16 protein-coding genes are annotated in these 20,626 nt (G+C 48.7%); 15 read left to right on the plus strand and 1 reads right to left on the minus strand.

Annotated features, from left to right (window positions below; translation table 11 throughout):
- Positions 1-48 precede the first annotated feature (48 nt).
- From gltB to tsaD, 11 genes are all read left to right on the plus strand, one after another.
- On the plus strand, positions 49-4,650 hold the full coding sequence (gene gltB, locus IEX62_RS01150) for a glutamate synthase large subunit (RefSeq protein ID WP_188773574.1): 4,602 nt from the start codon (positions 49-51) through the stop codon (positions 4,648-4,650).
- A 511-nt stretch (positions 4,651-5,161) separates the two neighbouring features.
- Positions 5,162-6,235, plus strand: a complete 1,074-nt coding sequence (locus tag IEX62_RS01155) for an ABC transporter ATP-binding protein (RefSeq protein ID WP_188773575.1) — start codon at positions 5,162-5,164, stop codon at positions 6,233-6,235.
- A complete protein-coding gene (locus IEX62_RS01160) occupies positions 6,228-7,016 on the plus strand; it encodes an ABC transporter permease (RefSeq protein ID WP_188773576.1) in 789 nt (262 codons plus the stop codon). Before IEX62_RS01155 ends, IEX62_RS01160 begins: the two co-directional genes overlap by 8 nt.
- A gap of 560 nt (positions 7,017-7,576) precedes the next feature.
- Positions 7,577-7,909 (plus strand): PadR family transcriptional regulator, encoded by a 333-nt coding sequence (locus IEX62_RS01165; RefSeq protein WP_188773577.1) that lies wholly within the window; start codon positions 7,577-7,579, stop codon positions 7,907-7,909.
- Positions 7,893-8,447, plus strand: coding sequence for a DUF2812 domain-containing protein (locus IEX62_RS01170; protein ID WP_188773578.1), 555 nt, complete (start codon positions 7,893-7,895; stop codon positions 8,445-8,447). The genes IEX62_RS01165 and IEX62_RS01170 overlap by 17 nt, the downstream gene beginning before the upstream one ends.
- A gap of 610 nt (positions 8,448-9,057) precedes the next feature.
- On the plus strand, positions 9,058-10,047 hold the full coding sequence (locus IEX62_RS01175) for an endo-1,4-beta-xylanase (protein ID WP_188774017.1): 990 nt from the start codon (positions 9,058-9,060) through the stop codon (positions 10,045-10,047).
- Between the two features lie 766 nt (positions 10,048-10,813).
- Positions 10,814-12,244: a cardiolipin synthase gene (cls, locus tag IEX62_RS01180; protein ID WP_188773579.1), complete on the plus strand. Its 1,431-nt coding sequence runs from the start codon at positions 10,814-10,816 to the stop codon at positions 12,242-12,244.
- A 110-nt stretch (positions 12,245-12,354) separates the two neighbouring features.
- Positions 12,355-12,852 (plus strand): tRNA (adenosine(37)-N6)-threonylcarbamoyltransferase complex ATPase subunit type 1 TsaE, encoded by a 498-nt coding sequence (tsaE, locus tag IEX62_RS01185; RefSeq protein ID WP_229685544.1) that lies wholly within the window; start codon positions 12,355-12,357, stop codon positions 12,850-12,852.
- Positions 12,849-13,739 carry a tRNA (adenosine(37)-N6)-threonylcarbamoyltransferase complex dimerization subunit type 1 TsaB gene (gene tsaB, locus IEX62_RS01190; protein WP_229685545.1) on the plus strand — a complete coding sequence of 297 codons (891 nt, stop codon included), beginning with the start codon at positions 12,849-12,851 and terminating at the stop codon, positions 13,737-13,739. Before tsaE ends, tsaB begins: the two co-directional genes overlap by 4 nt.
- Before the next feature lie 23 nt (positions 13,740-13,762).
- On the plus strand, positions 13,763-14,263 hold the full coding sequence (gene rimI, locus IEX62_RS01195; protein ID WP_229685586.1) for a ribosomal protein S18-alanine N-acetyltransferase: 501 nt from the start codon (positions 13,763-13,765) through the stop codon (positions 14,261-14,263).
- A 7-nt stretch (positions 14,264-14,270) separates the two neighbouring features.
- On the plus strand, positions 14,271-15,323 hold the full coding sequence (gene tsaD / locus IEX62_RS01200; RefSeq protein ID WP_188773580.1) for a tRNA (adenosine(37)-N6)-threonylcarbamoyltransferase complex transferase subunit TsaD: 1,053 nt from the start codon (positions 14,271-14,273) through the stop codon (positions 15,321-15,323).
- Between the two features lie 538 nt (positions 15,324-15,861).
- On the opposite strand, the gene IEX62_RS01205 is transcribed toward tsaD, so the two are convergent.
- Positions 15,862-17,808, minus strand: coding sequence for an ABC-F family ATP-binding cassette domain-containing protein (locus IEX62_RS01205; protein WP_188773581.1), 1,947 nt, complete (start codon positions 17,806-17,808; stop codon positions 15,862-15,864).
- Positions 17,809-18,262: 454 nt separating this feature from the next.
- Between IEX62_RS01205 and IEX62_RS01210 the strand changes: the two genes are divergently transcribed.
- From IEX62_RS01210 to tatA, 4 genes are all read left to right on the plus strand, one after another.
- A complete protein-coding gene (locus IEX62_RS01210; protein ID WP_188773582.1) occupies positions 18,263-18,907 on the plus strand; it encodes a 5-formyltetrahydrofolate cyclo-ligase in 645 nt (214 codons plus the stop codon).
- Positions 18,908-18,958: 51 nt separating this feature from the next.
- Entirely contained in the window at positions 18,959-19,477 is a 519-nt protein-coding gene (gene moaC, locus IEX62_RS01215) for a cyclic pyranopterin monophosphate synthase MoaC (protein ID WP_188773583.1), read from the plus strand.
- Between the two features lie 89 nt (positions 19,478-19,566).
- On the plus strand, positions 19,567-20,064 hold the full coding sequence (locus IEX62_RS01220) for a MogA/MoaB family molybdenum cofactor biosynthesis protein (protein ID WP_188773584.1): 498 nt from the start codon (positions 19,567-19,569) through the stop codon (positions 20,062-20,064).
- A gap of 291 nt (positions 20,065-20,355) precedes the next feature.
- Entirely contained in the window at positions 20,356-20,595 is a 240-nt protein-coding gene (tatA, locus tag IEX62_RS01225) for a twin-arginine translocase TatA/TatE family subunit (protein ID WP_188773585.1), read from the plus strand.
- Positions 20,596-20,626 lie beyond the last annotated feature (31 nt).

Here is a 20,626-nt window from a genome sequence, read left to right on the forward strand (position 1 = left end):
TCTGGCTCATCTCTTGACAGTCACTTCATAATAGAAAGGTTGCGTATTATGAACATTACAGGTTTACCTCCGAAGCAGGGTCTTTATGACCCGCAGTTTGAAAAAGATGCTTGCGGTATGGGATTTACCGCGCATATCAAAGGCATACCTAGTCACCAGATTGTCAGTCAAGCACTGACCATGCTCGAAAACATGGAGCATCGCGGCGGCCAGGGAAGCGAACCGAATTCCGGTGACGGAGCCGGCATTATGGTACAGATTCCGCATTCCTTCTTTGTAAAGGAAGCCAAAGCTAATGGATTTGAACTCCCTGAAAAAGGTCAGTATGGTGTAGCGATGGTGTTCCTGTCCCGTGACGAGGAACTTCGTGAGCGTCATGAAGCGCTGCTGAAGGACATTGTTGAGCAGGAAGGTCAAGTTTTCCTCGGTGCTCGTACCGTGCCGACAGATGATAGCACACTGGGCAAATCCGCAAAGGCGGCAAAGCCTGTCGTACGTCAATTTTTTATCGGTCGTGGGGAAGGGCTGCGTAATGCAGATGAGCTTGCTTTTGAACGCAAGCTATATGTGATTCGCAGAGTAGCAGAGCGTCAGATTCGTTATGCGGAAGCAGCGGGTGGCGAAACGTTTTACGTACCAAGTCTGTCCTGTCGTAAGGTCGTATACAAAGGCATGCTCACGACGATCCAGGTAGGCGAATTCTATCTTGATCTGCGCGATGATGCGTTTGAATCGGCAATGGCACTTGTTCACTCCCGCTTCAGTACGAACACTTTCCCAAGCTGGGATCGTGCCCACCCGTATCGCTTTATGATCCACAATGGTGAGATCAATACGATGCGTGGTAATGTGAACTGGATGCATGCACGTCAATCTCTGTTTGAGAGCGATGTATTTGGTAGTGATCTGGATAAGGTTCGTCCGGTCATTAATCCAGATGGGTCGGATACAGCGATGTTTGATAACACGCTTGAATTCCTGTACCTGAATGGACGCTCCCTGCCACATGTGGCGATGATGATGGTACCCGAGCCGTGGAGTAACCACGATACGATGGATGAGAAGAAAAAAGCATTTTACCAATACCATAGCTGCCTGATGGAACCATGGGATGGCCCTGCCGCAATGGCGTTCACCGATGGGATCCAGATTGGCGCGATTCTGGATCGTAATGGACTGCGTCCGGCACGTTATTATGTAACGAAGGATGACCGTATTATTCTGTCCTCCGAAGTCGGCGTACTCGATATTGCACCGGAAAATGTACTATATAAGGATCGTCTGCGTCCAGGTCGTATGCTGCTGATCGATACGCAGGAAGGTCGCATTATTTCCGACGAAGAGATCAAGGAACAGATCGCTTCTGAGCATCCGTATGCAGAATGGCTGGAAGAGCATCTCGTGAATCTGGAGGATGTTCCCGAAGCGCCAGAAGCGATTCAGCCAGATCACGATAATGTGCAGCAGCTACAGCTGGCATTTGGTTATACGTTTGAAGAGCTGCGTAAGGTTATCGAGCCGATGGCATCGACAGGTGCAGAAGCACTTGCTTCTATGGGCTACGATGCACCACTGGCTGTATTGTCTGAGCAGCCGCAACGTTTGTATAACTACTTTAAACAGCTATTTGCACAGGTAACCAATCCGCCAATCGATGCGATTCGTGAGGAGATTGTTACTTCGACGGCAACATCGCTCGGACCGGAGGGCAACCTGCTTGATCCACAGCCAGAGAGCTGTCGTCAGATTATTTTGAATACACCGATTTTATCAAACGAGGAATTTGCTAAGGTTCGTCACGTACGTCGTCCGGGCTTTAAGGCAATGACCATTCCGATCTTCTTTGAAGCAGCAAAAGGTGCAGAGGGATTGCAAGCTGCACTGGTGAACCTGTGCGAAGCGGCAGACCGTGTTATCGCCAAAGGTCACAATTTCCTCATCCTGTCCGACCGTGGTATGGATAAGGAAAATGCAGCCATTCCAGCTTTGCTGGCGGTTGCCTGTCTGCATCACCACTTGATCCGTCAGGGTACACGTACCCGTGTGAGTCTGCTGCTGGAATCCGGTGAGCCACGCGATATTCACCATTTCGCATTGCTGCTCGGTTACGGTATCAGTGCAGTAAATCCATATCTCGTATTCGAAACGATGCAGGATATGATTAAGCAAGGTATGCTGCGCGGCATTTCGCATGACAAAGCCGTGAAGAACTACATCAAGGCTGTGACCAAAGGTGTTGTAAAAATCCTGTCCAAAATGGGTATTTCCACGATCCAATCGTACCGTGGTGCACAGATTTTCGAAGCGGTAGGTCTGAAACAGGAATTCATCGATCAATACTTCACCTGGACACCATCTCGTATTGGTGGGATTGGTCTGGAAGAAGTAGCGGTGGAAGCACTGACGCAGCATAATCGTGCATTTACAGACAAGGACGGTAATGACCGTGTGCTGGATTCCGGCGGTGATTACCAGTGGCGTAATGACGGAGAAGAGCATATGTTCAATCCGCAAACGATCCACCTGCTCCAACATTCGGTACGCACAGGCGACTACAAGCTGTACAAAAAGTACGCTGCGCTGGTCGATGGCGAGAACGAGAAGCATCTGACACTGCGTTCCCTGCTCAAGCTGAAGCCTAATGGTGCTCCGGTGCCACTGGAAGAGGTAGAGCCAATTGAATCGATCATGAAACGCTTCAAAACAGGCGCTATGTCATTTGGCTCCATCAGTAAGGAAGCGCATGAGAGCCTGGCGATTGCGATGAACCGTATTGGCGGTAAGAGTAACAGCGGTGAGGGTGGCGAAGACCCTGCACGCTTTATTCCAGATGCGAATGGCGATTCTCGTCGTAGTGCGATCAAGCAGGTTGCTTCCGGTCGTTTCGGCGTTACGTCGAACTATCTGGTTAATGCAGATGAAATTCAAATTAAAATGGCACAGGGCGCGAAGCCTGGTGAAGGTGGACAGTTGCCTGGCCGTAAAGTATATCCATGGGTGGCAGAGGTTCGTCACTCTACACCGGGCGTAGGCTTGATCTCGCCGCCTCCGCATCACGATATCTATTCGATCGAGGATCTGGCAGAGCTGATCTATGATCTGAAAAATGCGAACCGTCGTGCGCGTATCAACGTGAAGCTTGTATCCGAGGTAGGCGTAGGTACAATCGCTGCGGGTGTGGCTAAAGGCCGTGCCGATGTTATTCTGGTGAGTGGTTATGATGGCGGTACAGGTGCATCTCCACAGGGCTCGATCCGTCATGCGGGTCTGCCATGGGAGCTTGGACTGGCGGAAACGCAGCAAACGCTCATTATGAACAATCTGCGTGACCGTGTCGTGCTGGAAACAGACGGCAAAATGCTGAGCGGTCGTGACCTTGCGGTTGCTGCATTGCTTGGCGCGGAGGAGTATGGCTTCTCAACCGCACCACTCGTTTCGATCGGCTGTATTATGATGCGTGTCTGCCAGATGGACACCTGTCCAGTCGGCGTAGCTACACAGAATCCAGAGCTGCGTAAAAACTTCACCGGTGATCCTCAGCATGTCGTGAACTTTATGAAGTTCGTAGCACAGGATCTGCGTGAGATTATGGCAGAGCTTGGTTTCCGTACTGTGAAGGAAATGGTTGGTCGTCTGGATTGTCTGGATGCTACCGCAGCCGATGTGCACTGGAAGAAGAAAGGTCTGGATCTGTCCGTATTGCTGCACCAGCCACAGCTTCCAGAAGGCAGCGAGCGCTTCAATGTACAGCAGCAGAACCATCTGCTGGAAGAAACGCTCGATCTGCGTCAATTGCTGCCACTCGCAGCTCCTGCACTCGAAAATGGGACAGCGGTTCAGGCTGAACTGGATATCTGTAACGTCGACCGTGCGGTAGGTACGATTCTCGGTAGTGAAGTCACACTCAAATACGGTGCGGCGGGTCTACCGGATGATACGATCTCGTTTACATTCAAGGGCTCGGCTGGACAAAGTCTGGGTGCATTCGTACCGAAGGGTATTACACTTCGTGTCGAAGGTGACTGTAATGACTATGTTGGTAAAGGTCTGTCCGGTGGTAAAATTATCGTGAAGCCTGATGCGGCGGCTACATTCGCTGCGGAGGACAATATCATTATCGGTAACACAGCGCTATATGGAGCAACAAGTGGTGAAGCCTATATTAGCGGTATCGCTGGTGAGCGCTTTGCCGTACGTAACTCCGGTGCGAAGGTCGTTGTTGAAGGCGTGGGTGACCACGGCTGTGAATATATGACTGGTGGACGTGTCGTTGTACTCGGCTCGACTGGACGTAACTTTGCCGCAGGGATGTCGGGCGGTATCGCGTATGTGCTTGATCCAAGTCACGATTTCGTTGGTCGTTGCAATCTGGAAATGGTGCTGCTGGAAGATATCGAGGACGCAGACGAGCTGGCTGAGCTGCGCGCTTTGATCGAACAGCATGTAGCCTATACAGGTAGTGAAGCAGGTAAGCGTGTGTTGGAAGATTGGGAACACCAATCGAAGGATTTCGTTCGTGTCATTCCGAAAGACTACAAACGGATGCTCGAGCAAATCCGCAAAGTTCACGAAAAAGGTCTGACAGGCGAAGCGGCATTGCTCGCAGCGTTTGAGGCTAATATGCGTGAACTGGCACGTTCCGGTGCGTAATCTACTGCAAGCCCTGGGGATGTTACTGGCACTGTTTGAAGTATTTGAGTAGTGCTGGTAACGCCATTGTTAATAATTTAATTATTAATGCTGATTTAATTTAGAACCCGCTCTATGCGGTGGCTATCATCGGGATAGCTGCTGCGTAGGGACGGGTTCTTTTTTGTATCAAGGGGAGGGTGTGTTACAATGAAGGCGCTACAGTGTAGTAGAGCAATAGGAGAGAGGTCGAATGAAGCCTACAGCAGGGGAGAGTAGAGTAGTCGGCGTGCATTAGGGCTTGCTGTGTGTGATGCACCATTAGATCGTGTGGTGTTTTAGCTAAAGGGTGAATAGAAAGGCAGTCGATGTAGCAAGAGAATTAGGAGTTAAACCATTGATGTACATACGTACTCTTGCTGTGACGAGTCTACAGTACACATTTGAAAGGGGCTAGATGATGACGATACAGGCAAAGCAACCACGGTCTTTATGTCAGTTACCCGATGGTAGACCTGAAGGCCATTCCTCCATGCAGCAAAAGAATGGGAACGAAGCAACTCGCACCGCAGGTGAGCAGCGATCGCCAGCGCAATCTGTCCAGTCGGCGCCTGGTGCTGGTGGTACAGATGCAACGACAGCAAGCCATTCGACAGCAGGTAGCACGATCGATCATCTTGCAGCGCCTGTTGTTCAATTTCGCGGTGTAACGAAAAAAATAGGCTCAAAGACGATCATTGATAATCTCACGCTGGATGTACCAGCAGGCTGTGTATTTGGCTTTCTAGGACCGAACGGCTCAGGCAAGACGACGACCATCCGTATGCTCGTTGGGTTGATGTCTCCGACTTCAGGCGATATTCGCATTGAAGGGCAAAGCATCCGCACACATTTTGAACAAGCGATTAGCAAAGTCGGCGCAATCGTCGAGAATCCTGAAATGTACAAGTATATGACCGGATATCAGAATCTCATGCATTATGCACGAATGTCACCGGGCGTGACAAAGGAACGGATCGCTGAGGTAGTCGATTTTGTCGGACTTGGCGGCCGTGTACGCGATCGGGTAAGCACATATTCGCTCGGGATGAGACAACGTCTGGGCGTTGCACAGGCATTGCTGCATCGTCCACGGCTGCTCGTGCTGGATGAGCCGACTAATGGTCTTGATCCACAGGGGATTCGTGAACTACGGGATTATCTGCGTGCGCTCAGTCGTGAGCAGGGAACGACTGTTTTCGTATCCAGTCACCTGCTATCTGAGATGGAGCTGATGTGTGATACCGTCGCAGTCATTAATGGAGGTCGATTGGTGGATGTGCGTCATTTGCACGGACAGACTACAGGATCGGTTGCATCCGCTACGGAGGAGCTCATCACCGTCCGTTTTGATACCGATCAGCCTGAGCAGGTACATGGCCTCATTCCAGGCAGTTATATCGAGGGTACTAGCTGTGTTGCCCGCGCGACACGCTCCGATATTGCTCGCTTGAACGCGCAGCTTGTGCAGCAAGGCATTGCCGTATATAGCATCGTGCCGATGCGTCAGACGCTGGAGGATCAATTCCTGGCGATGACACGCGAAGGTGGTGTGCGCTATGACTAACTTTATCCAGCTCATCTGGAATGAAATGCTGAAAATTGTACTGCGCATCTCCAACTGGGTCATGCTCATTTTACTGCTTGTTTTGTCACCGTCACTCTTATTGTTATTTAAGCTTGGCGATTATCCGAGTCCTGCATTGATGGCATTTCAAGACTCGTTTGCGATGTTTTTCCTGGTGGTACTATTCATGCTCATCGTTGCCTCAGAATCGGTGGCAAGTGAGTTTACGAGTGGTACGGTCAAGCTATTGCTTATTCGTCCATGGCAACGATGGAAGATTCTATGCTCGAAGTTTCTGGCGATGGCCATTTTCCTGTTTATTTTAACGCTGCTCTTCTCCCTGATTAATCTGGCGATATCGTATATGTTGTTTTCGAGCAACGTGACCAGCTTGCCGTATGGGGCAGCAACTTCACTAGAAGATAATCTATTGCTGCTGATCGCTTACTCCTTTATTCGTGCGCTGATCTTAGCGACATTTGCATTTATGCTGTCTGCCTTATTCCGCTCCGCAGCTGTAGCGATCACATTATCGATGCTGCTCTATTTTTCCGGCACCATTACGAATGGGCTTTTACGCGCATTTTTAAAACCGGAGGATTACTGGATTACGAAATATTTGCTGTTCACGAATCTCGATCTAACACAGTATTTCTCCAATCCAACAGGGAACTTTGGTGTAACCTCTGTAGGCTGGTCGCTATTCATTATGGCAGTATACTTCGTTCTCTTCGCACTCATTTCCTGGGTTTCGTTCTCAAAACGAGATGTTCGTGCATGATGGCGTAGTCGTCTAATCAATAAGGGATGATTGGGCAGGTGATGTGACGACAATATGAGCCCTTGTGTAGCGAGTAGATAGGTCATACTGCTATACGTATTGCCTCTAATCTCATCTGACCCGATAGCATAGGCACAGATATCCTGAAATAAATAGTCATCCATGTTCAAGGTTATAAAGCTCACCTGTACGATAAAGTTGTCCATATAGATGGCGGCTGTCGGTTACGGATGAATGAAAAGCCTTCTGTTTCTTATGCAGAAGGCTTTTTGGTGTGATTATGATGTATAGCATCTTCGTGCCGTACTCCTTTGTTGTCACACTACCTTTATCCATACTGTCTCTATCCGTACTACCTCCATCTCATACTACCCTCATGCTTCACTACCTTGATACTACATATACTTACCTGCTCACGATTACATCACAACGATCATTTACAATATTCAATTCCCTATCTATCACTATATAGCTTGTTCAACTATATCGCGTCGTGATATAGTAAGTCTATACACTATATCGCGCCACGATATAGTTGGGCGAATGAAAGTGGTGACAGGATGAACGATAAAATACGAAGCTATTTGCCAATGACGGAAACCGCCTTTTACATTTTACTAACGTTGCAAAAGGTTCGTTACGGCTACGGCATTATGCAGGACGTGGAGAGCTTGACCAAGGGACGAATCAAGCTCGGTGCAGGCACGATCTATGGCAGTCTGTCCCGAATGGAAAAGGATGGTCTGATCAAGGTGGTAGGTGAAGAGAATCGGCGTAAGTCGTATATCGCTACAGAGCTTGGTAGCGAGTTACTGCGCGAGGAGATTGCTCGAATTAGCGAGCAGTATCACAATGCAATGCAAATGGAGGGGATCAATGATGAGCAGCACTAAAAGCGTATTTCGCTGGTGGTGGATCTGGCAGTCGGAGAAGATCGAGGAGTGGTTGGAGGAGCAGGAGCGGCAGGGCTGGCATCTGATGGAGGTGAAGCCGAATCTGATGCGGTTTTATTTTCAAAAGGGCGAGCCGCGTACGATTCGTTATGTGTTTGATTACCAGACAGAAGTGAATGACGATTATATCATGCTATACGAGGATGCGGGCTGGGAGCCTTTGAATAACGGCAAACATAGCTGGTATCTGTGGCGTAAGCCGTACGAGGCGAATAAGCCTGAATCACGTCCGGAAATTTATTCAGATATCGATTCGGTGATTCAGCGTAATGATCGGATGAAGAGAACACTGATTATCGTGGGTGTAATCCTGATTCCGCTTATGATGAGCGTTATGATCACACAGCCATTATGGCAGGTTCGTCTTGCTTTTCTCATCTCGTATTTGTGCATCTGGGTTCTATTTATGTACGGGATCAATCGTCTCAGTGCTCAAAACCGTAAGCTACGCTCACGCTCCGTTTCGTCTCATCGTTAGCTGCTAGGATATCTACACATCATGTCAATGTACTCAAAATGTGCCTCTATACCTTTTCAATAACAAGTCACTCTCACGTTGTGATATAGAGTGGCTTTTTCATTTTATTATATAAAATACCCATCATTCAGCACCTCAATAAATGCCGATAATGCTTCACTATTTTTATAGCTCAGCCTCGCAAGTCCTCACGGTAAAGTACCCATCAACCTCGCCGCTGATCATGTAATTCCAACATGTCTATGTTTACAGATACGATGCTATAAAACGAACAAGCCAGATCGAGTGCTTTTTGCTCCGGAAAAATAACTCCAATCCATCACCCCCAATTTACCTCCGCCTTCCATGAAAAACCGTCTTCCATATTATCCAATCCACAACAAAAATCCCACAACCCCATTTCCTCGATGATAAACATCAAATAGCCCAACATATGTCGTTATGTTTATAGCGAAATCTGCGTACTGAGATGCTAATATTGCAAATGTAAGCGCTTATCTCATATTTTGGTAATTATTGCTGAGTGGATAAACCACTATTAGCATACCCAAGAGGAGGAAATAAAGTGTCTAAAAAATCAAAGCTGTGGAAAGTTGTCGGAACGGTAGCGATGACAGGGGTACTCTGCACCACATTCATGTCGGAGTATAGCTATGCGAGTCTCACGAATGGCAGTAAGTTTCTAGGTAACATTATTGCCGGCAGTGTCCCGTCCAGCTACGGTACATACTGGAATCAGGTGACTCCAGAGAACTCCACCAAATGGGGAGCGGTTGAAGGCAATCGCAATTCGATGAACTGGGGCCAGGCAGATATGGCATATAACTATGCACAGAGCAAAGGCTATCCGTTCAAATTTCATACATTGGTCTGGGGAAGTCAGGAGCCTACCTGGGTGAAAAATCTGTCCGCAGCCGAACAGAAAGCTGAGGTAACCCAATGGATTCAGCTTGCAGGTCAAAAATATGGCAAATCCGCATTTGTCGATGTGGTGAATGAACCGCTTCATGCGAAGCCATCTTACCGCAACGCGATCGGCGGAGATGGTGCGACAGGCTGGGATTGGATCATCTGGTCCTTCCAGCAGGCGAGACAGCAATTCCCGAACTCCAAGTTATTAATCAACGAGTATGGTGTAATCGGTGATCCAGCGCTGGCAGATCAATACGTGAATATCATTAACATTTTGAAAAGCCGCGGCTTGATTGACGGTATCGGTATCCAATGCCACCACTTCAATATGAATACCGTATCCACAAGCACCATGACAACCGTGCTGAACAAGCTCGGTGCCACAGGCTTGCCAATCTACGTATCCGAGCTGGATATGTCCGGTGACGATGCCACTCAGCTGGCACGCTACAAAGAAAAGTTCCCAGTTCTGTGGAATCACCCTTCTGTAAAAGGCGTAACACTGTGGGGCTATATCCAGAACCAAACATGGGAGCCAAACACACATCTGCTGAACAGCAACGGCACAGAACGCCCAGCTCTAAAATGGCTGAAGCAATTCTTCGGTCAATCCGTAACCACTGAAGGCCAATCCATCATGCTGGAAAAAGACAGCATGCAGCCTACCGAGGAAACCGTACAGCAGTAATTGGAAGAAGCACTCTGACACAGCCCAGATATGAATGGAATAGCATGATAATCGATCCGTTACGAAATGAATATCGGTTTGGGGTTGTATCAGATTGGTACTGTGATCGATAGGAAAAGCGATATACCATTCAACAACTGCACATATAGGCTATAAGCTTAGACATCAACAATAACGCTCATTCACAGCAGTATGTCAACCGCTTATTCTATACCGTGTATGCGATTCTAAATGAAAAATATCATTCCAAAAGCATCAGCCTTCCCTTAAATGGGAGCTGATGCTTTTTTCATTGCAACTTATACATACAACAACCAGAATGGTGTGTGTATGAATACTTATGTTTGAAAATAGCACGGAACGAAGGGAAGGAAATAAGGGGAAAGGATGACTTACCGTGTTAGCGATTTTCTAACACGGGGTTCAATAGAAAGTGATTTTTGCGAAGCAAAATATCTTACAGCTTTTGAGCACGGGAATCTACAATTCTCTCCTACTCCGTAGATTCCTGTGCGAGACCGGAGTCCGTCCCCTTATTCCTTCCCGGAGTGGTACCCCTCCAAAACATGAATCTGCAATTTCATTCCAACGCTCAAACAATACAAATCCCACCCCCTGTATCACAAGCTTGCCAAGTTGGTTATATGTTAATGATAAGCTATTGCCAAATAACCCTCCGATTCAGCAGCATTTCTGATATGATATTGTTGGCATAGAGATCCTATCGATCGAACAGGTTAACGTAAGAAAGGAAGGAACCCTGAGCATGGTCTGGTTGTTATTGTTATGTATTCTGTTTATTAGCCAGTGTGGCATTATACTGCTGCTGGAGTTCCGTTCGCCCACCAAGGCAGTAGCCTGGTTGTTCATTTCGTACTGTGTGCCATTTCTAGGCTTTATCATCTACTATTTTGTGGCGCGCAATTACCGCAGTCGGCGCACGATTCGTAAAAAAGGAACGATCCTGTTTCGCGAGGTACGCAGTCGATTATGGAGTCAGGCAGCTGTTATTCAGTCAGCGGACAATATGGGCAATCCCGAATTTCAGACGCAAAGCAGACTGTTTTCGCTATTATCCCATTTGACTGAGAATCCGATCACCTCATGCAGCGAAATTGAAGTGCTGACCGATGGGGAAGCGACCTATGCCGCAATGCTACAGGCATTGGAGCAGGCGCAGCATCATATTCATATTCAGTTTTACATTTTCCGCGAGGATACGATTGGTCGGAAGTTCACCGATATTCTTATACGCAAGGCACAGGCTGGGGTCAAGGTACGTATGATGTGTGACGGACTTGGTAGTTATCATTTGAAGGATCGCTTTGTCCGTGAGCTAAAGGAGGCAGGGATTGAGTTTTACTTTTTCCTGCCGCCATTCACATCGTTTATCCAGCGTGAGGTCAATTACCGCAACCACCGCAAAATACTGGTCATCGATGGCGAGATTGGCTTTATCGGCGGCTTGAATGTGGGTGACGATTATCTCGGTCATGATCCGAAGCTTGGATACTGGCGTGATACACATCTACAGGTGCGCGGCGATACCGTGTACTTTTTGCAAATTGTATTTTTGGAGGACTGGGAGTTTGCTTCCGGTCAGCGGATTACCGATTCGATCTATTTTCCAGTTCATCAATGTGCAGGCAGTGAACGAGCGCTTATCGTTGCGAGTGGGCCGGACCGTAACTGGAATGCGATTCAGGAAATGTGCTTTAGCGCGCTTGCGGTGGCGAAGCGCCGTATTTGTATTACGACGCCCTATTTTATTCCAGATCAGAGCATCTATGCTGCACTGAAAACAGCGGCAGTCAGTGGCGTAGAGGTCGATATTATTATCCCTAAAATATCGGACTCTCAGATTGTACAATACGCTTCCCTTTCTTATCTGGAGGAGCTGATGCGTGTCGGTGTACGTGTGCATCAATACGCGAAGGGCTTTGTGCATGCCAAAATTGTGATCATCGACGATCTGCTCGCCTCAGTAGGAACCGCAAATATGGATATGCGCAGCTTTTACAGTAATTTCGAGCTATCTGCGGTGCTGTTCGAGCAGGAGACGATTGAGCGATTGATGGATGATTTTCGCCGTGATTTGCAGGAAAGTGAGAAGATTAATTACCACGAGTTCATCCGTCGTCCACGCACGCAGAAGACGATGGAAACCTTATCCCGTATGCTCTCCCCACTGCTGTAAAAATGCAGGAGAGGGCTGAAGTCACCGCCGAATGTGGTATACTGGAAAAAGAATGAATAAACACGATGCACCGATCATTGATGTGATCGTGCTGCATGATGGAGGATAACATGGCACAATCATTGCCTCAGCAGGTGGCAAGCTTTACGAGCCGCAGTCTGGAGGATACCGAGCGACTGGCAGCCTTTTTGGCGAGTCGTGCGTTTCCGGGCACGATGATCACACTCGATGGCGATCTGGGTGCAGGGAAAACGCATTTTTCCAAGGCATTTGCTAAGCATCTGGGTGTGGCGGGTATGGTCAATAGCCCGACCTTTACCATTATTAAGGAGTATGAGGGTCGAATACCCTTTTACCATATGGATGTGTACCGGATTAGTGAGGATGAAGCAGCTGAGCTCGGTCTGGATGAATACTTTTTCGGGCAGGGAGCAACGCTGGTTGAATGGTCCAGTCGGATCGAAGACCTGCTACCAGAGCAACGATTATCGTTGCGGATTACGGTGAACGCAGACGATAGCCGCACAATCCTGTGCGAGGGATACGGCGATCCATATGGACAATGGTGCGCCGAGTTAAAACAGAATGGAGTCAATGACAATTCATGAGTGAAATGAACGAACAGCCGCGCAAGCGGTTTTTAGTTTTGGATACATCGACAGCCGCCCAGGTAGTTGCGGTCATGGAAGGGCAGAAGGTACTGGCAGCCGAAAGTAGTAATGCCGATCGTAACCATTCGGTAGGCTTATTGGACAGCATCGCCCGTATGCTGGAGGCGGCATCTGTATCGCGCCGCGAGCTGGATGGAATCGCAGTCGGCGTTGGCCCCGGCTCCTATACAGGGATTCGAATTGCTGTAACCACCGCGAAGACGCTGGCGTGGACACTACAGCTACCTGTTGCAGGCTTCTCCAGTCTGGCAGCGCTGGCGCTGAGTGGTTATCTTCAGGCAACTGGTAATGGAGAGAAAAAGGATGCGAACACATTAATCAACACATCTGCTAGCGGAGCAGATGAGCTATCTAATCAGGCGACAGCAGATGCTAATCAGCAGCAGACTGAACAGAGCGTATCCGCAGCAACAACGCAAAGCTGGATTGTACCGCTGATGGATGCACGTCGAGGTCAGGTGTATACGGGTCTATTTACAACAGAGGGTGAAGGCGTACCTCATTGTGTAGAGGCTGATCGGATTGTATTGATGGACGATTGGGTGGATCAGCTAATCGAGCGCTATCGTGTACTGGCTGAGCAGGAGCGTCCTGCCAACGTATATATTGTCGGTGATACGGCGCTGCATGAACAACGTGTGGCGAAGCTTGTGGAGCTGGCTGGAGATCGTGTACAGCTTCTGGCTTGCAGTCTGGAAGCAGAAGATGCAGGGAGCGTCGGAGCCGCAGCATTGCTGTCAGGGCAAAGTGAACCTGCGCATACCTTATTGCCGAACTATACGCAGCTATCGGAGGCAGAAGCCAACCTGCTGCGTCATTCCTGATGAAAGGACGTGCCGACGTGGCCATGTTATCAGAGCAGGGGGAAGAACATCCGGTTCTTCGCCAGATGAGTCTGGACGATCTACCTGCAATTATTGAAATTGAGCATGAGGCGTTTACCCTTCCATGGACAGAGGAAGCGTTTCGCAACGAGCTCATCATGAACCATTTTGCTAAATATATGGTGTTAGAGCTGAACGGCTACATTGTTGGCTATGCAGGCATGTGGACGATTATGGATGAAGCGCATGTGACGAATATTGCGGTTCGTGAAGCCTATCGTGGTAGAGGGCTGGGAGAGCTGCTACTCGTGCGCATGATGGAATGGGCAATGGAGCTTGGTATGATTCGTATGACATTAGAAGTACGGGTGACCAATGAGCTTGCACAAAGCCTGTATCGCAAGCTAGGCTTTACGGGTGCAGGCGTACGTAAAGCGTATTATTCGGATAATAATGAAGACGCACTGATTATGTGGTGCGAGCTCCCTGTCGATGGGGAGTCGGGAAACGGGAAGGAAGCGTGAACGATAGATGATGCATCAGGAGCACCGGGAATCGGTGTGTAATATACTTGCGATCGAGACAAGCTGTGACGAAACCTCGGTTGCGATTGTACAAAATGGGAAGCATGTGCTGTCCAATCTAGTCTCCAGTCAGATCGAGACGCACAAGGCATTCGGTGGCGTTGTCCCCGAGGTGGCTTCACGCAAGCATGTGGAGACGATTACGTTAATGATTGAGCAGGCGGTCGAGCAATCCGGGCTGACACTGGATGATGTATCCGCTGTTGCAGTGACAGAAGGGCCTGGCCTAGTGGGCGCACTACTCGTCGGCATTATGGCAGCGAAAAGTGTCGCCTTTGCACTGGATAAGCCGCTAATCGGTACGCATCATATTGCCGGGCATATTTATGCAAATAATCTGACTGCTGACATTGTCTATCCTGCATTGGCGCTGGTCGTATCGGGTGGACATACCGAGCTGGTATTGCTGGAGCGAGAGGGACAATTTCGTCTGATCGGCAGTACCCGCGATGATGCAGTAGGTGAAGCATATGATAAGGTGGCTCGCGCACTGGGCTTCCCTTATCCCGGTGGTCCCTATGTTGATCGACTGGCGATGGAAGCCGAGTCAGCGGTAGAGCTGCCGCGTGCATGGCTGGAGCCAGATTCCTATGATTTCAGTCTGAGCGGATTGAAGTCGGCGGTGTTAAACGTGGTCAACCAGAAGAAGATGCGCGGCGAGGAGCCGATGACTGCTGAGATTGCACGTGGTTTTCAGGAATCCGTCGTAGAGGTGCTGGTCGAAAAGGCAATCCGTGCGGTAAAAGCCTATGATGTACGTCAACTGCTATTATGCGGTGGAGTAGCTGTGAACAAAGGGCTACGTCGTACATTAACCGAACGCTGTGAGCGTGAAGGCATTGAGCTACTGATCCCACCATTTGAATACTGCACAGATAATGCAGCCATGATCGGTGCCGCAGCTTATTTAAAATGGAAAACAGGGGAGTTCTCCGATCTGCGCATTAAAGGCGATCCGTCGTTATCGCTGGAAAAGTGGTCAACTGCATCGATCGGCTAAGCCTACGCTTCAACAGCCATACCGAATGAGCAGAGTTATACGAAGAGATATGGAGTCACATCAAACAAGACCGTACAGGCAGAGATACACGTTCTGCGCTATACGGTCTTTTTGCTATACCGGAACAGCTCCAGTCGACAATCAACACTGGAAGTTTGGCTAATAATGGGTTTTACAATGGCATGCATCTTAGAGGTGGTTTTGTCAAGATGTTAACAAAGTTATCCACATATCCCCTGAAAAATGTGGGCAAGTTACAAAATGCTTGCTATATCTGTGTTTTTTAAAATCCTCATTCAGGGGATAGTTAAACACAGCTTTCTACCCAAAAACTGTGGACAATGTGCATAACTTGGTGGATAAATATGGATTTTTCTAAAAAAAGCGATTGTACCAACAAAAAACAGCTTTTTTTAATCCTTTTTATCGCTCTAAATCCACTGATTACTGTGGACAAGTCTGTTCACAACATTGTTGAGCTTCTTTTACAAAAAAAGTACGGACTTTTACAATTATATGGACAGGTCTTGACAAGCGTCTATTCAGCAGCTAACAATTCCCATTCCTCATAAGCTTGCTCCAGCGACTGCTGATGGCTGGCAATCTCCTCCTGACGAGTCTGTACCGCAGCATAATCCTGATAAATCTCCGGTAAAGTCAGCTCCTGCTCCAGCTCGGCAATGCGATCCTCATGCGTCGCGATCTCGCCCTCCAGCTGCTCTAGGCGGCGCTTACGATTACGCTCGTCACGCTTGGCCTGCTTACTTTCCTCGAAAGACATTGCAGCCAGACGAGTAGGATCAGTAGCCTGTGCATCTGGCTTCGCTGTTTTCATAGCGTTAGCCGCTTCTTCAGCCGCAATTTCCAGTAGCTCCTGCTTTTTAGCGGTATAATCATCGAAGTTACCGAGATACGTAGTCAGACCATCCGGACGTAGCTCCAGAATACGCTCTGCCATTTTGTTCAGGAAATAACGGTCGTGGGAAATGAACAGCAATGTACCTTCATAATCCATTAGCGCGGATTCCAGCACTTCCTTACTCACCAGATCCAGATGGTTGGTCGGCTCATCCAGAATGAGTACATTCGCTTCCAGCAGCATCAGCTTGCTGAGCGATACGCGTGCTTTTTCTCCACCACTCAGAGCCGCTACCTTTTTGAGCACATCCTCACCGCTAAACAGGAAGTTACCGAGCACGGTACGAACGCGTACCTCCTCCAGATGTGGGAAGCTGCTCCATACTTCCTCCAATACCGTATTGTTCGGATTTAGATGCCCTTGCTCCTGATCGTAGTAACCAATTTTCGTTTTGGCACCCCATTCAATTTTACCGCCATCCGGTGCATGATCACCGATCAGCGCCTTGAGCAGGGTCGTTTTACCTGTTCCGTTCGGACCGATCAGTGCAACCATATCGCCGCGCCACAGCTCGAATGAGATCGGCTCAAACAGCTTTTGCTTGTCCTCATACGATAGCGTTAGATTGTGCACACGCAGCACATCTTTGCCTGACACTACCGAGGTTTCAAATGTAAAGCTCGCCTTTTTCAGATCACCGGCAGGGCGATCCATACGATCCATCTTCTCCAGTGCACGGCGACGACTCTGTGCACGCTTCGTCGTAGACGCGCGAACGATATTTTTCTGGATAAATTGCTCCATACGGGCAATCTCATCCTGCTGCTTTTCAAATTGCTTCATAGCCGAGTCATACTCTGCCGCCTTAATATCGATATAGCGGCTGTAGTTACCGGTATAGCGTCTGGAGCGGTGACGCTCAATCTCGACGATGCTAGTTACGAGGCGATCCAGGAAGTAACGGTCATGGGATACAACCAGCAGAGCGCCAGAATACGCACGCAAATAATCCTCCAGCCAGGCGAGTGTGTCCAGATCCAGATGGTTAGTCGGCTCATCCAGCATGAGCAGATCAGGTGCTTGTAGCAGAATACGAGCGAGTGCCAGTCTTGTTTTCTGACCACCGCTTAATGTCGATACCGGTGTATCCTGTGAAAAATCAGCAAAGCCCATCCCGTGCAAAATGCTGCGAATCCGCGTCTCCATCTCATAGCCACCACGCTCACGGAACCAGTCCGATTGCTGGGAATAGCGTTCTAACAGATCAGCATAAGCTTTTTCATCGCCCATATGTGCCGGATCAGCGATTTGCTGCTCCATCGTACGCAGCTCACGCTCCGTCTCGATCAGATCAGCATACACCGAGCGCATTTCTTCACCGATCGTATTGCCATGGTGCAGCCCGCTATTTTGCGCCAAATAGCCCAGTGTGACTTCCTTACTGCGAAAGATTTGTCCGCCATCGTGGGACATTTCACCAGCGATAATTTTGAGCAGTGTCGATTTGCCGGCACCGTTGACGCCAACCAGACCGATCCGTTCACGCTCCTCAATCTGTAAATTGATGCCTTCCAGCACCGGTGTGATGCCATATAATTTGGTGATACCGCTTGCTTGCAATAACACAGTTCATTCATCCTTTCCTATATGAACAGCGATTCGCTGCTCGGTTCAATTGATCTGTTATACGAGTCCTATACCGATGGATATCGTCAGCTTCGCTTCTACGAAATAAGGCTAGCGGCAGCATCAGCATGGAGCATTTTATAAAGAAGCTTGTGTAGTAGATGGATACAGCGTTGTTGTTCATCGTGCTGCTGTATACGGACAGGGAGCATACACCTTACCCTATACTCAGCCCATCCTGTCTAGTGTACATGAAATGCTGTTATTTTGCATGATTTAATCCGGTATGCTGGCGCAAAAAGAGCTCACTTCCAGCGTATACAAGGGCATGCAAGAAGGGTACATACAATAGAAAGGGAAATTGGTTTTTTGACAGGAAAGTGTTACACTGTCAATATGAATGACTCGTGCCTTTTGCATCTCATTCGCCGGGTCGATGTACGGGAGGCTTTTGATGGAACACCTGAGTGATAAACGGCTACTTCGTGAGCAGCTTCAGCAGCGAAGACGAGAGCTTGATCCAGAGCTACGTGTTCAGCAATCGGCAGAGCTATGTGCGATTGCATCAGCGTATATTCATCGCTTGCGAGAGCAGAAGCGTAACCAGCCTTTTACGGTGTTCAGTTATTTGGCTTACCGGGATGAGCCGGATACATTGCCCTTGCTGGAGCAGTGCTGGAAGCATGGTGATCGTGTACTGGCGCCTCGTATTCAGCGAGAGCAGCAGGGCATTTTTGAATTGTATGAAATTAGTGGAATTGATGATGTTGAGCCTGGCATGTATGGCATTCCTGAACCACAGGCACATACCGCTCATTATCCAACCGAGCGCTGGCATGAGATTGATCTGGTAATTGTACCGGGTCTTGGCTATGATCGCTCTGGCGGACGGATCGGCTATGGTGGTGGATATTATGACCGCTTTATGGCACAGCTTACCGTTGCTGATCGGAATCATCGATCGTCTCATAAATCTTCTCCACTACTGGCAGCACCGGCATTCCATCAGCAGCTGGTACGACATATTCCGATGGAGCCGCATGATTTTCGAATTCATCTATTATTTACACCTTCCGGAGTAATTCATACACATGAATGACGGTGTACCGTTATCTTATAGATTAAGCAAGCGACGAAAGTTGGGATTTCATTGAGTCATGAAGGACATAACGAATATGAGGGCTTGCCGACCGCTAGTGGGCCACTCACTCATTTTAATGAGCAGGGCAGAGCACGAATGGTTGATATTTCAGGCAAAGAAGAAACGGTACGTGTAGCTGTAGCTACCAGCCAGGTCACGATGCAGCCTTCCACACTGCAAGCGATTCGCTCCGGCGAAGTGGGTAAAGGAGATGTACTCGCGGTCGCGCAGGTAGCAGGCATACAGGCAGCCAAGCGTACCTCCGACTGGATTCCAATGTGCCATCCATTGCCATTAACGGGTGTGAATATTACATTTCAGGATAACGGCAAGGATGAACTATATATTGAGGTCAAGGTGAAGACCGAAGGCAAGACAGGCGTTGAAATGGAAGCATTAACCGCCGCTTCAGCCGTTGCTCTAACGATCTATGATATGTGCAAAGCGTTACAAAAAGATATGGTGATCGGCCCTACGCTGCTGCAATCCAAGAGCGGCGGCAAAAGCGGAGATTTCACCAGAGGCTAACGACAGCGACACCAATAACAAGCTTAAATAGCAATGAAGATACAGAAGCAGCCGAAACAAAGATGGCATAGAGATGGGAGGGTGAGCGTATGGTTTGGAGAACGGCTATTTTAACTGCCAGTGATAAGGGAGCTCGCGGTGAACGTGAGGATACGAGTGCACAGGTCATTCGCGAGCTGGTAGAAGAGGAGCTTGGCGGTGAGATCGTAGAATACCGTGTCGTACCGGATGAGCCGGATGAGATTATCGCGGCACTGATCGAAATGACCGAATATTTTAATGCGGATCTGATCCTAACGACTGGCGGAACCGAGCTTGCCCAGCGCGATGTGACACCGGAAGCAACGCGGCGTGTCATTCAGCGCGAAGTACCGGGTATGGCAGAAGCGATGCGTGCTACAGTGATGCAGAAAAATCGTTCAGCTATGCTGTTCCGTGGCATTTGCGGTATTCGTGAGCGCAGCCTGATCGTGAATCTGCCAGGAACACCGAAGGGTGTGCACGAGCATCTGGCAGCAATTATGGATCAATTGCCAGAAGCGTTACTGATGATTACAGGTCAATATCGCCCTGGGGATGAGCGTTAACTCTAGCAGTTTGAGCTCTCATATTGCTGCATAGATACGGTCATGTCATAGCCACGGGTCGGGATGCTTCATATACAGATCGCTGATCAGGTAGAAGCTTCACGATGCAACAGGTATACTAGCATGAAAAGATGAGGACACAGCACAATTTTTCCAGATGGAGGAATTGTGTGTATTTGTGTGGAAGCAGGAAAATATTTTACGTGATCCAATAGTGAAGCGAAGTGCGTAGTTATGCTATGATAGGAGCACGATAGACGGATGCTGTCGTACAATGAAGGAGGAGTTCCAATGTTTAACGGTCTGGGTATTGGCCCAACTGGCTTCATTTTGCTCATTATACTAGCGCTTATTTTATTTGGTCCGAACAAGCTGCCAGAGCTGGGACGTGCAGTAGGACGTACATTCCGCGAGTTCAAGGAAGGTACACGCGATATGATGAAGGAAGAAGATAATAAAACAAAGGCACCAGCAGAGCCAGTTCAAGCGACTCAGCTACAGCAGGAGTCGAAGCCAGTAGACAAACTTTAATCCTACCTACCCGGTGCTTCGTTCAAAGCAG

Source organism: Paenibacillus hunanensis (assembly GCF_014645615.1).
GTDB classification, from domain to species: Bacteria; Bacillota; Bacilli; order Paenibacillales; family Paenibacillaceae; genus Saccharibacillus; species Saccharibacillus hunanensis.